The sequence below is a fragment of the Bacillus sp. FSL K6-2869 genome, assembly GCF_040869405.1.
Classification (GTDB): domain Bacteria; phylum Bacillota; class Bacilli; order Bacillales; family Bacillaceae; genus Bacillus; species Bacillus altitudinis.
The window spans coordinates 1,336,359-1,349,198 of record NZ_CP152035.1; the positions used below are offsets into that span (position 1 = coordinate 1,336,359).

Below are 12,840 nucleotides of genomic sequence, written 5' to 3' on the forward strand. Positions count from 1 at the left end.
GCAGGGAGCACAGCAAGAGAAAGTGCTCCCTTTTTGCTGAAAATATGGACGTTTCACACGAGATTGGGAGGAAAATACGGTTTTTCTAGCGAATCCTTTTTATACATCAAACTAAGGACAACCCTAAAAAAATTAAAGGAGGGTCGGACGACGATGGAACAAAAAATGAAAGATTCGAATCAGCTGTACTCGAATATTGATTTACATGCCGTTCTTTCTTCTAATGGCCGCTTTCTCTACATTTCTTCCAATTGTAAGCAGCTTTTGCTCTATGAACAAAAGGATTTACTAGGGTGTTTTTTGAAAGACTTTGTTCATACCGAAGATCAATTTCTCGTCGAAAGTTATTTCTATAATCAGCACATGCTAGAGATTTGCCACTTTAGACTGCTTAGAAGTGATCTTACAGCTGTATGGGTAGAAGCAAGCATTGATTTTGTTGCTTGTGATGGGTTAGACAACGAATTAAGTAGAGAAATGATCCTGAAAATGAGGGTAATGAATACAGAGCCTCAAAAAGCAGCATTTCAACCAACAGAAGTGTCAGAACAGTCGTTAGGCAGTCTACCGGCTTTCCAAGATGTCAGTGAAGCTGAAAATCTGATTGCCATGCTGCCAAATCCGTTATGTATTACGGCGCTTGGGAAAATTGTGTATGCCAACGATGCGATGCTGCAATTAATGGGTGTATGTACAAAAGATGAAATGATCGGCAAGTCTGCGTTTGATTTTATTGCCGAGGAGTATCATGACATTGTGAGAAGCCGAATCAAAAGACTGCAGCAAGGCCTTCCAGTCGGAATGATTGAACAAATATGGAAAAGGAAAGACGGGAGCATGATTCATATTGAAGTGAAGTCATCTCCGGCAATTTATCAAAATCAACGGGCAGAACTTTTACTATTAGTGGACATCTCTTCCCGTAAGAAATTTCAAACCGTTCTTCAGAAAAGCAGAGAGCGGTATCAGCTGCTTATCCAAAATTCTATTGATACCATTGCCGTCATCCACGATCATAAATGGGTATTTATGAATGAATCAGGTATTAAATTATTTGAAGCCGAACATTACGATAAATTAATCGGAAAAGATATCTTTCATCAAATCCATTCATGTGATCAGCAAAAAGTCAAAAAGAGCTTATCACGTATAATCGAAAGAGCATCAGATTCTGAGATTGTGACGATGAGCTGCCATACGTTTAAACACCGGTTGATTTATACAGAAATGGTTTGTATCCCTACCACATTTTTTGGTGAAACAGCCGTTCAAATTATTTTAAGAGATATATCTGAACGAAAACAGACAGAAGAACTCATGCTGCGCTCTGAAAAATTATCAATCGCAGGTCAATTGGCAGCAGGTATTGCACATGAAATAAGGAATCCACTGACGGCGATTAAGGGCTTTTTACAGCTCATTAAACCAAAAACAAAAGACCGTGATCAATATTTTGAAATTGTCTTCTCTGAGCTGAGCCGGATTGAAATCATCTTAAGTGAGCTACTAATGCTTGCGAAGCCGCAGCAAACGGCATCCATGCAGACGCTTGATTTGAAAAAAATCATTAGCGAAGTCACCGCTCTGTTAGAGACACAGGCCAACTTAAATGGAATTTTGATGAACACAAGTGATATCGAGGAGGATCTTCTGATGAATGGGGATCAAAACCAGCTGAAGCAGGTGTTTATCAATTTAATCAAAAATGCCGTCGAATCCATGCCGGACGGAGGGAAGGTAGACATTACCGCCAAAGCCGAAAAAGAAGGAATACTTGTCACGATTAGAGATGAAGGAATTGGTATTCCTGAATCGGTCATGAAGCGGATCGGTGAACCTTTTTTAACAACAAAAGAAAAGGGAACAGGACTTGGGCTCATGGTGACATTTAATATTTTAGAAAATCACAACGGAACCATCCGGGTAGATAGCGACCCAGAGAAAGGGACTGTGTTTCACATCATGTTTCCCGCAAAATAAAAACAACGGCAAGAGAGCCGTTGTTTCATCCGTCTATTGATTGTATGGAACGCTTTTCAAGAACAAATTGTTCGAGACGGTCAAGTCCTTCTTTTAACGTTTCAAGTGAATATGCATAGGAAAGGCGCACATATCCTTCTCCGAGTGAAGAGAAAGCAGAACCAGGTACGACCGCAAGTCTTGTACTTTCTAACAACTCCATGCAAAAATCAAATGAACTCATCCCAAACGATTCAATGGAAGGGAAAATATAAAAAGCGCCGGAAGGCTTAATGACCGGAAGCCCCATAGAAATGAGTCGATCATATACATAGTCGAGTCTTTTCTTATATTGCTCTCTCATGATCAGTGCATCATCCACACCATTTGTCACTGCTTCAAGTGCCGCCTTTTGTGAGATAGCCGAGGCACAAGACACGTTATATTGATGTACTTTTAATACATGTTTAGCAATAGGGGCGGAAGCAAATAAAAAGCCGATTCTCCATCCGGTCATGCTATGAGATTTTGACAGTCCATTGATGACAATCGTCTGTTCCTTTAAGAAAGAAGCAATGGAATGATGCGGACGATCAAATGTCAGCTCACTATAAATTTCATCAGATAGAATAAAAATATCCTTTCCTTCAAGAAGCTGTGCAATTTCTTTCAATTCTTCTTCTAATAGCGTGACCCCAGTTGGATTTGAAGGGTATGGAAGGACAACACACTTTGTCTTTTCCGTTAATGCATCTTCAATCAGCTTGGCGTTTAATTTAAAACCGGCATTTGTTGTGTCGATATGCACAGGCACCGCACCGCACATCCGAATGATCGGTTCATAGCCAGGGTACACAGGGCCGGGCAGGATGACCTCATCGCCTTCAGTCAAAATGGTTCGAAACGCAGCATCAATTGCTTGACTCGCACCTGTTGTCACAATGATTTCTGTCTCTGCATCATAATCAAGATGGACTTTCTTTTTGATGTACTGCTGGATCGCTTGTCTTAGCTCTAAAAATCCAGCATTATGAGTATACGAGGTGAAATTCTCGTCAATGGCTGTTTTGGCAGCTGTTTTGACATGATGCGGCGTATAAAAATCGGGCTGACCTATGGTCAATGAAACGACATCCTCATATGAAGATACGAGATTTGAAAATGTTCGAATGCCTGAAATTTCAATATCCTTTACTCTTGGATTCAGCAAATGCTCCATTTCTCATCACCTTAAAAATTTATGTTTTTATCCTATTTTACCATTCACTGCATAAATGTCACCTGCGGAAAGGCTTCGGATATCGTTATATGTAGTCTATTCTCCCATCCATCACAGCATGAGTGATATATGAAGAAAGAGCAACATTTATTATAGCGTAACCTGCTCGGAAAATACAGCTCTGCTTAAGATGATTAGAATAAGGCAAAACGGTATAAACTGAAAGAACGAGAGAATCAAGTCATGGGAATTGCTTTCACAGGCATACGATCTCCTGAAGGAGGACGATAATAGATGGATCAATCAGCAAAGACATCGAAAATAGCCTTTTTATCCGTCATGAGTAATACGTTTGTTGTGGTCCTTAAAATCATTGTAGGGGTGTTAACTGGATCTGTTGCGGTTTTATCAGAAGCCATTCACTCTTTTCTCGATTTAATGGCCTCTTTTATTGCATTTATCTCTGTTCGTATTTCAAGAAAGCCGGCAGATTCAAAACATCCTTATGGACATGGGAAAGTTGAGAATATTTCTGGAACGATTGAAACTTTGTTGATTTTTGTAGCTGGGATTTGGATCATTTATGAGTGTGTTCATAAATTAATGCATCCTGAGCCTGTTAAACTGCCGGTACTTGGTATTGTGGTCATGCTGATCGGGGCACTTATCAATTTTGTTGTGTCGAGAGTTGTGAACAAAGAGGCAGAGCGAGTACATTCTGTTGCCATGAAATCGAATGCACTGCATCTTTTAACAGATGTGTTTACGTCACTAGGGGTTGCCTTTAGTTTATTGCTTGTTGCATTAACGGACTGGTATTTCCTCGATCCGATAATTGGAATGGTGCTAGCGCTCTATATTATGCGTGAAGCGTTTAAACTCATGAAGGAAGCCTTCCCGCCGCTTGTCGACGCCCGGTTAACCCCGGAAGAAGAACAAGTGATAGAGGGCATCATTCAAACATTTAGTCAAGAATTCATTGAATATCATGACTTTCGAACAAGACGATCCGGTGCTGAAGAATATATTGACTTCCATTTGATTGTTCATGGAAAAACAACCATTGAAGATGTCCACCAATTATGTGATCGAATTGAAGAGAACATTCAGCAGGCGTTTCCGCATGCACAAATCTTTATTCATGTAGAACCTGAAAGTGAAAGAAGCACACAAACGTAAAAAGGCGATACCACCTCTTTGAAGGTTGTATCGCCTTTTTTTACGCTTCATCTATGAAATGAAATCAATATCCATAAGCAGTATCGTAATCTTCATACCAAGAGATATAAGCAGCATCTTCATTAGATAAACCATGTTTCATATCTAAAAAATCAGCTTCGCAAATATCTTCAATCACAGTCATTTCGTTGTTCTTTAATAGTACGACAGTTCCCATCATGAACACCTTTCTTTAAAAAATCCTTGACTATTGTACCATGTGAAACGTGATTGTCAACAGAAGAATCGAAATGAGACAAAAATATCACAAAATGTTAAAAAATCAGGCGTTGAAAGAACTAGATGTGCCATAATTTTCGTGAATTTTCAGTATTTATTCACATAAATCATCATTGCAAAATGATCTAAAATTCATGTAAAAATGAAAAGCTCCATTGATCTTGCGATATTCATAAGATATAATAACGAATGATTATAAGAAATTTATAGAAAACATACATAATAAAGGAGAAATAGGATGGAAACAAACATGTCAGAAGCACCTATTCAAGAAGAAAAACATCCTGAACTAGCTGGTGTAGGTTATCGTTTTCTTGCTCATCTTTTAGACGGTGTCATTATTAGTGTACCATTTTCATTCATTGTATTTATTCTCGCAACACTCTTTTTTGTCTCAAGCCCTGAGGCGGCATTTTTAATGTATGATGATAGCTATTACTATTCTTCAACGGTGATCACGGATGAAGAATGGGCAGTCATAATGGGCTTTATCTTTTTCTATGGCGTAACGATTTTAGTCGGTATCGCGGTGACTTGGCTGTATTATGCGATCATGGAATCATCAAAGCTTCAAGGAACTCTTGGCAAAATGGCTCTTGGAATCAAAGTGACAAAAGTAACGGGTGGAAAAATAACATTCGGGCGCGCGACAGGCCGCTTTTTTGCAAAAGGCTTTTTGTCTCCAATCTTATGTATTGGCTACATCATTGCGTTTTTCACAGAAAAAAAACAAGCACTTCACGATTTGATTGCAAGTACCATTGTCGTAAAGAAATAATGAAAAGAAGCACCTCTGCTAAATAGTAAGGGGTGCTTTTTGTATAGATTGCTTGTATGGAAGAGGGAAACGTCACATAAAGTAGAATGATAGTGAAAATAAAAGCAGAGAAGGGAGTCAATCTATTGAAAAGAGGGAAAATGACCGTTCAGAAAAAAGGGGCAAGCTTCGGGCTCTTTTTCACAGCACCTGTTTTGGCCTGGGCATTGTATGATTTTGCAAATACGATATTTTCATCGAATATGATCACCATTTTCTTCCCATTTTACTTGCAGGAGACGATAGGCGACAGTGCGAGGATGGATCAAATCGCCAGTACATTTATTTCTTATGCGAACGCACTTGCAAGCTTTTTCCTCGTCATTTTTACGCCTTTATACGGTGTGCTGATTGATCGTACAGGGAAAAAGAAGCGGTATATCACGGTGTTTACCCTGATTTGTATTGCCTGTACCTTTATGATGGGGATCTTTGCAGGGATTGATTTCTCAAACGAATGGTTTGGTCTTCCTGTCTCCTTATTGGTGGTGGTTACCTTGTTCGTCATTGCTAAATTTTTCTATCACTCTAGTCTTGTTTTTTATGACACCATTTTGCCCGATCTTGGGACAAAGGATGAAATCCCCCTCATTTCTGGATTCGGTATTGCTGTCGGCTATTTAGGTACACTTGTCGGCCTTTCTGTTTATTTACTTGTAGGAAATGACCAGTTTCATGAAGCATTTATTCCGACAGCCCTTTTATTCTTTCTCTTTTTTCTTCCCTTTCTCTTTATTATAAAAGATCCTCAACCTCTCCCGCAGCAAGAGAAAAAGGCGTCTTTTTTCAGCGGATATAAAGAGATTATTCGTACATTTAAAGAGATGAAGCAGTACAAACCGGCCTTTATTTTTATGATCGCTTTCTTTTTTATGAATGATGCGTTGCAGACAGCGATTGCGATGATGGCGGTTTATGCAAAAATTATCATTGGCTTTACGGCAGGTCAATTTATTTTGCTGTATCTTGTGTCCACGATTTCAAGTATCATTGGCTCGTTTCTATTCGGGTATGTCACAAAGGCCATCGGGGCAAAGCGCTCGATTACAGTCGTGTATGTCATTTTAATTGTGGCGCTCATTCTAGCTGTGACAGCGACAACTGAATGGGTCTTCTGGGTAGCAGGCAGTCTATTCGGAATTTCACTTGGCGCAAGCTGGGGATCATCACGAATCCTCATTATTGAGCTGACGCCTAAAGAAAAACGAGGACAATTTTTTGGTCTCTTTGCGTTTTCGGGAAAGGTGTCTTCAATTGTCGGTCCCATCATTTATGGCTCCGTCACACTGCTATTTGCAATACATGGGAATCTCGCAAGCCGTCTTGCATTAGGGTCTTTGCTCATCCTTGCAGCCATAGGACTTGTGATTCATCAATTCGTGCGAGAGAAAGCGTAAAGAAACGTCAACTTTTTACCCATGCTGCCGATATAAAAAGTACAATCTTATATTGAAGAATAGAGGGATTTCCGTGGCTTTAAACAAACAAGAAATTTTACTTGACTCTGGTACTAATGAATTGGAAATTGTGAAGTTTGAAATTGGTTCAAATCAATTCGGCATTAACGTCATGAAAGTAAGAGAAATTATTCAGCCAGTTGAGGTGACAGTTATACCGCACTCTCACCAAGATGTAGAAGGGATGATTAGTTTACGAGGCGAGATTTTACCAGTCATCAATCTATTTTCCTTTTTTAATGTCGAGTCAGATCAGTCAGAACAAGAGAAATACATTGTGACTGAATTCAACCAACGGAAATTTGTGTTCCATACAGGAACGGTATCGCAAATTCACCGCGTCAGCTGGGAAGAGATTGAAAAACCAACTGCACTCAATCAAGGAATGGACCGTCATTTAACAGGGATCATCAAGCTTGACGAGAAAATGATTTTCCTTCCAGATTACGAAAAAATCATTTATGATATTGAATCCGCATCTGGCGTAGACACATATCATATGTTTGACGGTGAGAAAGACGAGAGAAGAACAGGGAAGAAGCTGTATGTTGTTGAAGATTCTCCGCTTCTCATGCGCTTATTAACAAATGAATTAACCGAGGCAGGCTATAAAAACATTGTAACCTTTGAAGATGGGAAACAAGCATATGACCATGTCATGGATCTTGTCAGTAAAGGCATCAGTGTGACAGAAGAAATTGATATGATTATTACAGATATAGAAATGCCAAAAATGGATGGACATCGATTAACAAAGCTGCTGAAGGACAATCCTTTAACACAGTCCATTCCAATTCTCATTTTCTCTTCATTAATTACGGACGATCTGCGTCATAAAGGGGAAACCATCGGTGCAGATGATCAAATTAGTAAACCAGAAATTCATCAGCTGATTGAAAAAGTAGATCATTTTATTATCTAAAGAAAAAAACCACTCGCTTTGAGTGGTTTTTCAGCGTGTAGACAAACCCTCGCATTCTTTGTCAGTCCTGCGCTCTGGTGCTCACGAATGCCAAATTCGCTCCGCACAAGTAGCTGTCCTTCCTAGACTGCAAAGGTTTTCTATCACGCTGAAAAGAAGACAAAGAGCTAAAATAAACAACATTTTAGCCCTTTGTCCATAATATGAAAAACCACTCGCTTTGAGTGGTTTTTTCTGTTTAAAAATAACTTTCCCCGAGCCGTTTGAAGACAGGTTTTGTATAATGTGATTTTTGTTTTGTGGCGGCAGGTTTTTCTTTTAAACCGACATACGTTTGAAGTATTTGTTTCGCTCGATTTAATGACATATTCGCTTTCGGATTGCGATATGATTGATTTAAATTTCCTAAGTGTGGCAAAAATTCGAAGTCTTCTTTAGTTGGTGGCAGATGAAAATAATAATCTCCAATTTCAATCAGCACGTCGGACTGTTGTTGACTATATTTGGGATTGTTAGAGAAATGTAGGCCCACTTTTCTTCCTTTACCTTCTTGCAATAGTTTTTGCAGCGCACGTTTTTTCAAAAGATAAAGAAACTTGGGATTTGGTGCGGTTTTAGCATGGCGGTTAACAGTATAAATGGCTTTTGCGATGTTTTCTGCTGTAGGTTCTATGTCTTTAGTATGAGCATAATCGTCCATTTTTTCTCTCCTTTGTCTTTCGTCTTCCTGTGCTTAGTATAAATTATACGTTTTTATTAGTAAATTGCAAATAGACTTATTGTAAAAAGAAAACCTTTGGTATAAAGGGATTAGAGGGGATTAAAAATTTATTGTTTTAGAATCCCCCCCAAAACATCCCCCAAATTATAAATTCATAGCCTCTTCAAAAACTTCAACTGATTCTATTTCTAATTCTTCAAAAGTATGGCTATAGATATCATTAATCATTTGAGGGCTGTTCCCAAGACGATCAGCTATTACTTTGACTGGAATTCTTTTGCTTATAAGTATAGTCGCATGAGTATGCCTTAAACCATGAACAGTTATTTTTTTTAGTTTTTGATTATCAGCGACAGTATTTACAGCATAATTAAGTGAGTTAGGTGATATAGGTTTTCCGCTTGTCCGACTGATTAATATGAAATCTTCTTCTTTTAGAGGTTGACCAAAGGAAAGCTTTAATTCTTTACACCATTTTTGATATAATTTTAATTGGTTTATTACTTTCCCCCCGACTTTTATAGTGCGGTAACTATTATTAGTTTTTGGGGGGCGTAAACCATCATAATCACGGGTTTTGTTTATTGTGATTCTGAATTTGTTAAAATCAATGTCTTTCCATGTTAGACCTAACGCTTCACCCTTACGCATACCTGTACTTGCAAGTATGAGAAGTGCAGTATAATGTGAAATACTTTTAAGCGCTTGAGCGCCTTCCAGAAAAATGCTTAATTGTTCAGCAGTATAAAAATTATCGACAATCAGAGTGCTTGGATTGTCTTTTCTTATTTTCACCTTTTTAAAGCGGTTTTTCTTTATTATTTCGTTTTCGACAGCAGCATTAATTCCGATTTTGAAGATTGTATGGTACGCATGAACCGTACTGGGAGTTAATTTGTCTAATAACTTATTTATAAACTTCTTCTTATATGTTGCTGCGTCTAGGTTATTGATCTTTATATTTCCCAACAAAGGTTTTATGTGGTTCTCTATCGTGAAAACCCTCGCTTTGATAGTAGGAGTTTTCCATTGATCTCGGTTTGTCTCCATCCAAATATCAAACCACTTAGAAATAGTTAAATTTGTACTTTCTATTTCTTTAATTTCTCCATCTAATATAGAAGATTTAACCTTTAAAAGCATTCTATAGGCTTCGCTTTCACTTTTGAAACCTTGTTTTGAAGCTTCACGACGCTTACCAAATTCATCATAATAACGGTATCGATAACACCACCGTTTTTCATTTTTAGCATTAAAATAATAAAACAAATGATCATCTTTATTGCTTTTTTCCATCTTCATTGTATCAGCCCTTTCCACGTGGACAGACGCATTAAAAGGGGCGTTTATTTAGGCATCACCTCCTCAAAATTTTCAATGACTCCTAAAGGCTCGAAACAAATAGTATGCTTTCCCACTTGTTTATATAAGCCATATTTCTCCTTATATCTTTTTAGAGCATCTTCAAGGAATTGTTCAGTTACATTCAAGTATTCAGCTAATTCAAAACGATTTCTTATCCCTTCTTTTTGTGCATCAATTAATCTTTCCAGGGGGAACAACAACTTATATCCCCATTCACGTGCGCGCAATTCTTGCTTCCTGTTTTTAAGTTTAGTTTGATCGAGTATGTTTCCGTAAGTAGTAAAGTGATGACCAAGTTCTTCAGCAAGGGTACATGTTTTCTCAACACTAGATAATGTTCGATTGATCCATATCACATTATCACCGTATAAGCCTTTAGTTTTGAGTGATAATACTTTTTCGTAAACGTCGATTCCGCTTGCTGTCGCACTTTGTAATAAAGAATGGTAGTCCAATGATGCTGCACCTCAATTTTGTTCTCTCTTAGATTTAATAAATTGGAGAAATTTTTCTATTTCTTCTAATTCTTCGGTTGTCCATTCTTCGCCATCATGGTGCGCTGCGACGGTTTCAATAGGAGACTCAACCCTTCCTAAAAGATAGTCAATTGAGACATCAAAATAATCAGCGACTTTTTTCACCTTATCAACGCCGGGTGTTTTATCATCCCATCTTCTAATTGTTCCGTTTGATAAATTAGTTCTTCTTTCTAATTCTGCTAAAGTTATTTTACGTTCATTAGCTAACTTTTTTATTTTCTCAACTATTGTCATATCAACCATCCTTAGGTTAGCTTATGACTGAAATAAACTTTATGCTAATTTGTGTTTGACAAATAGCATATAGTCTATTAAACTGTGTTCATAAGCTATTTATTCAGCTATCGAGACACGACAAACTATAGCCTAAAACCACGTTCCCCAACGCAAAAGGCTAAATTTGTATGCTTATTTCGCTATGCCTAGATATTAGCATATATCCTAATTCCGGTCAACGAAAAGCTGAATAATTAGCACAAAAAACATTGAAAGAAGGTTTTAATGATGCAAGCCGACTTCGGAAAGAAAATTAAAACGTGGCTAATCATGAACGACATGCAGCAAAAAGAATTAGCCAAACAATTAAATATCTCAAACGCATACCTATCTGACATTTTATTAGGAAAGCGTCAAGGCAAGAAAGTGAGAGAAAAAATCGTTCAAATTGTAGAGAAGAAAGGAGCGTCTTGGCTTGGCGATAGTTAATTTTGATGTGGATGTTAATCAAGATGAAATTCGCAATTATATTTATCAGCAACTAGAAGCAGCACTTGAAGAAGTTTTGTTCACTTGGGACATAGAACAAATGGCAAAAAGAACTTGCATGAGTAAAAGCTTTTTAGAGAATGAATTTTTACATGATCCAAGAATGAAACTTCTTGAGAGACGCAAGGAAAGAGGGAAGCGGTTTTGGTTCTATGAAGAATCAAAAGAAGTCATGAAACAAATTATGGATGAATGGTAAATAAAAGCGTGGACAGACGCAATTTAAGGAATTTTTAAATCCGCTGCAACTCGTATTAGTGAAATGTCACTCTTTCTTATAGAGGGGTGAACTTTGAATAAATTGATCAATAACATTATTCGATAGGAGGAAATGAAAATGGACAAAAATACAAAAAATCCATATGCGCATGGTCCGGTGAAGGTATGGAAAATGACTAAAGAAGAACTCGAAGCGTATATAGAGAAGCATCCTATTATCTATCGGGAGGAATTAAAACCGTCACCAACCTTTCGTACGGGTAATTGGGGGGCTGAAAAACTATGAGTCTACCAAAACATATCGAGTTATTGCATACCGTCAAAGCCTGTAAAAACCAAACCATGCAAATTGAGGATGCAGCGACTCATCTAAAAGTACCCGGTTTTGTCATTCCTATGTTAGTCAAAAAAAATGATGACTTGAGCATTCAAGGGAATCTGATTCTAGCAAAAAAGGAGTCAACGGGACAAGCTGTTTTCATGATTTTAACATTCATTAGCATCATCATTATTGCCGGTTTTTTCGGGGAATAAGGAGTCATGCCGCTCATGATTTTCATCACATTAAATAGATTTATAGGAGGTACAAGCATGACTAATAAAATCGTTTGTCCAAGCTGCAAGAGTGAAACGGGCTTTTTTACTAAAGAAAGGGTCACGGGTTCAGCTACCGTCTATTACAATTCCAATGGAGATTTGGAAGAAGATCAGCACGCAATGTATGATTCGTTATTACATTATGGAGGTTCAAAAGCGTATTGCAGAGCTTGCGAACATTTCATAGGGCGTACTGATGCATTGTGGAGCGGCGATAGAGTGGGAAAATAAAAAACTGATCCGCTCGGGATCAGTCAATTTTCTTACTTGTACATTATAGGGTCATGCAAGTAAGGAAGGTACGGGAAGTTTAGGAGCTTCCCCATATTGATTCGACTTTAACATGATTAACAAAAAAATACAATAATCAAATTTGAGATAAAAAGGGGATTTTTCAAATGAAATTAATGGGTACACCTGCAACCGTTTCTAAAGTTAGAGCGAAGTTACAGCATATCGGACGTCAAGAAGATAAAGAGGCTCAATTCTATGATGCGGGTATGGTATCAATCTTAAAATTTGTTGCCGCTAAAACCCTTTACGATCCACAAGGGGCGCTTAATGCTGACATTGAATGGTCTGAATCTACAGTACAGGCGCAAGAAAACGTAGATGACTTGTACGAGAAACTAGAAGGGCTTTTATCACATTCTAAAAATATATTAAAAGATTTTGATTCAGCGCACGCAGCAAAGGCAGGTCTTGAAGTTGAGGATGCTTTTGTGACTGGATTCGTGGCAGGTTTCCGCTATTTGATGAATGAAGCAGCGTACAACAAGAACGTCAATTTTCTAAAGTAAGG

17 protein-coding genes are annotated in these 12,840 nt (G+C 38.0%); 11 read left to right on the forward strand and 6 right to left on the reverse strand.

Annotation, left to right across the window (positions count from 1 at the left end):
• Nucleotides 1–153: 153 nt before the first annotated feature.
• A complete protein-coding gene (locus MHI58_RS06740; RefSeq protein WP_045035144.1) occupies nt 154–1,980 on the forward strand; it encodes a PAS domain-containing sensor histidine kinase in 1,827 nt (608 codons plus the stop codon).
• Nucleotides 1,981–2,005: 25 nt separating this feature from the next.
• On the opposite strand, the gene MHI58_RS06745 is transcribed toward MHI58_RS06740, so the two are convergent.
• Entirely contained in the window at nt 2,006–3,178 is a 1,173-nt protein-coding gene (locus MHI58_RS06745) for an aminotransferase A (RefSeq protein ID WP_007498694.1), read from the reverse strand.
• A gap of 294 nt (nt 3,179–3,472) precedes the next feature.
• On the opposite strand from MHI58_RS06745, the gene MHI58_RS06750 reads away from it, so the two are divergent.
• The gene (locus MHI58_RS06750) at nt 3,473–4,357 is read left to right on the forward strand and encodes a cation diffusion facilitator family transporter (RefSeq protein ID WP_045035145.1); all 885 of its coding nucleotides are present in this window, start codon (nt 3,473–3,475) and stop codon (nt 4,355–4,357) included.
• 64 nt (nt 4,358–4,421) lie between these two features.
• Here MHI58_RS06750 and MHI58_RS06755 read toward each other — a convergent pair whose 3' ends face one another.
• Nucleotides 4,422–4,574: a hypothetical protein gene (locus tag MHI58_RS06755; RefSeq protein WP_017367142.1), complete on the reverse strand. Its 153-nt coding sequence runs from the start codon at nt 4,572–4,574 to the stop codon at nt 4,422–4,424.
• A gap of 300 nt (nt 4,575–4,874) precedes the next feature.
• Here MHI58_RS06755 and MHI58_RS06760 point away from each other — a divergent pair, with 300 nt between their 5' ends.
• From MHI58_RS06760 to MHI58_RS06770, 3 genes are all read left to right on the forward strand, one after another.
• The gene (locus MHI58_RS06760; protein ID WP_045035146.1) at nt 4,875–5,414 is read left to right on the forward strand and encodes an RDD family protein; all 540 of its coding nucleotides are present in this window, start codon (nt 4,875–4,877) and stop codon (nt 5,412–5,414) included.
• A gap of 125 nt (nt 5,415–5,539) precedes the next feature.
• Entirely contained in the window at nt 5,540–6,850 is a 1,311-nt protein-coding gene (locus MHI58_RS06765; protein ID WP_196760509.1) for an MFS transporter, read from the forward strand.
• Nucleotides 6,851–6,923: 73 nt separating this feature from the next.
• The gene (locus MHI58_RS06770) at nt 6,924–7,832 is read left to right on the forward strand and encodes a chemotaxis protein (RefSeq protein WP_024719666.1); all 909 of its coding nucleotides are present in this window, start codon (nt 6,924–6,926) and stop codon (nt 7,830–7,832) included.
• 238 nt (nt 7,833–8,070) lie between these two features.
• Here the strand turns inward: MHI58_RS06770 and MHI58_RS06775 are convergent, their stop codons facing one another.
• The 4 genes from MHI58_RS06775 to MHI58_RS06790 all read right to left on the reverse strand — a co-directional run bounded on the left by MHI58_RS06775 (nt 8,071) and on the right by MHI58_RS06790 (nt 10,691).
• Nucleotides 8,071–8,532 carry a YkyB family protein gene (locus MHI58_RS06775; RefSeq protein WP_008356877.1) on the reverse strand — a complete coding sequence of 154 codons (462 nt, stop codon included), beginning with the start codon at nt 8,530–8,532 and terminating at the stop codon, nt 8,071–8,073.
• Nucleotides 8,533–8,697: 165 nt separating this feature from the next.
• The gene (locus MHI58_RS06780) at nt 8,698–9,855 is read right to left on the reverse strand and encodes a tyrosine-type recombinase/integrase (RefSeq protein WP_243173004.1); all 1,158 of its coding nucleotides are present in this window, start codon (nt 9,853–9,855) and stop codon (nt 8,698–8,700) included.
• Nucleotides 9,856–9,899: 44 nt separating this feature from the next.
• Complete coding sequence (locus MHI58_RS06785) at nt 9,900–10,373, reverse strand: ImmA/IrrE family metallo-endopeptidase (RefSeq protein WP_243173005.1); 474 nt, start codon at nt 10,371–10,373, stop codon at nt 9,900–9,902.
• A gap of 12 nt (nt 10,374–10,385) precedes the next feature.
• A complete protein-coding gene (locus MHI58_RS06790; protein WP_106032416.1) occupies nt 10,386–10,691 on the reverse strand; it encodes a helix-turn-helix domain-containing protein in 306 nt (101 codons plus the stop codon).
• A gap of 270 nt (nt 10,692–10,961) precedes the next feature.
• Here MHI58_RS06790 and MHI58_RS06795 point away from each other — a divergent pair, with 270 nt between their 5' ends.
• From MHI58_RS06795 to MHI58_RS06820, 6 genes are all read left to right on the forward strand, one after another.
• On the forward strand, nt 10,962–11,162 hold the full coding sequence (locus MHI58_RS06795; RefSeq protein ID WP_243173037.1) for a helix-turn-helix domain-containing protein: 201 nt from the start codon (nt 10,962–10,964) through the stop codon (nt 11,160–11,162).
• Entirely contained in the window at nt 11,149–11,421 is a 273-nt protein-coding gene (locus MHI58_RS06800) for a hypothetical protein (protein ID WP_243173006.1), read from the forward strand. Before MHI58_RS06795 ends, MHI58_RS06800 begins: the two co-directional genes overlap by 14 nt.
• Before the next feature lie 138 nt (nt 11,422–11,559).
• The gene (locus tag MHI58_RS06805; RefSeq protein WP_243173007.1) at nt 11,560–11,727 is read left to right on the forward strand and encodes a hypothetical protein; all 168 of its coding nucleotides are present in this window, start codon (nt 11,560–11,562) and stop codon (nt 11,725–11,727) included.
• Nucleotides 11,724–11,975, forward strand: coding sequence for a hypothetical protein (locus MHI58_RS06810; protein ID WP_243173008.1), 252 nt, complete (start codon nt 11,724–11,726; stop codon nt 11,973–11,975). The genes MHI58_RS06805 and MHI58_RS06810 overlap by 4 nt, the downstream gene beginning before the upstream one ends.
• A 57-nt stretch (nt 11,976–12,032) precedes the next feature.
• Nucleotides 12,033–12,269, forward strand: coding sequence for a hypothetical protein (locus MHI58_RS06815; RefSeq protein WP_243173009.1), 237 nt, complete (start codon nt 12,033–12,035; stop codon nt 12,267–12,269).
• Between the two features lie 167 nt (nt 12,270–12,436).
• Nucleotides 12,437–12,838 carry a hypothetical protein gene (locus MHI58_RS06820; protein WP_243173010.1) on the forward strand — a complete coding sequence of 134 codons (402 nt, stop codon included), beginning with the start codon at nt 12,437–12,439 and terminating at the stop codon, nt 12,836–12,838.
• Nucleotides 12,839–12,840 lie beyond the last annotated feature (2 nt).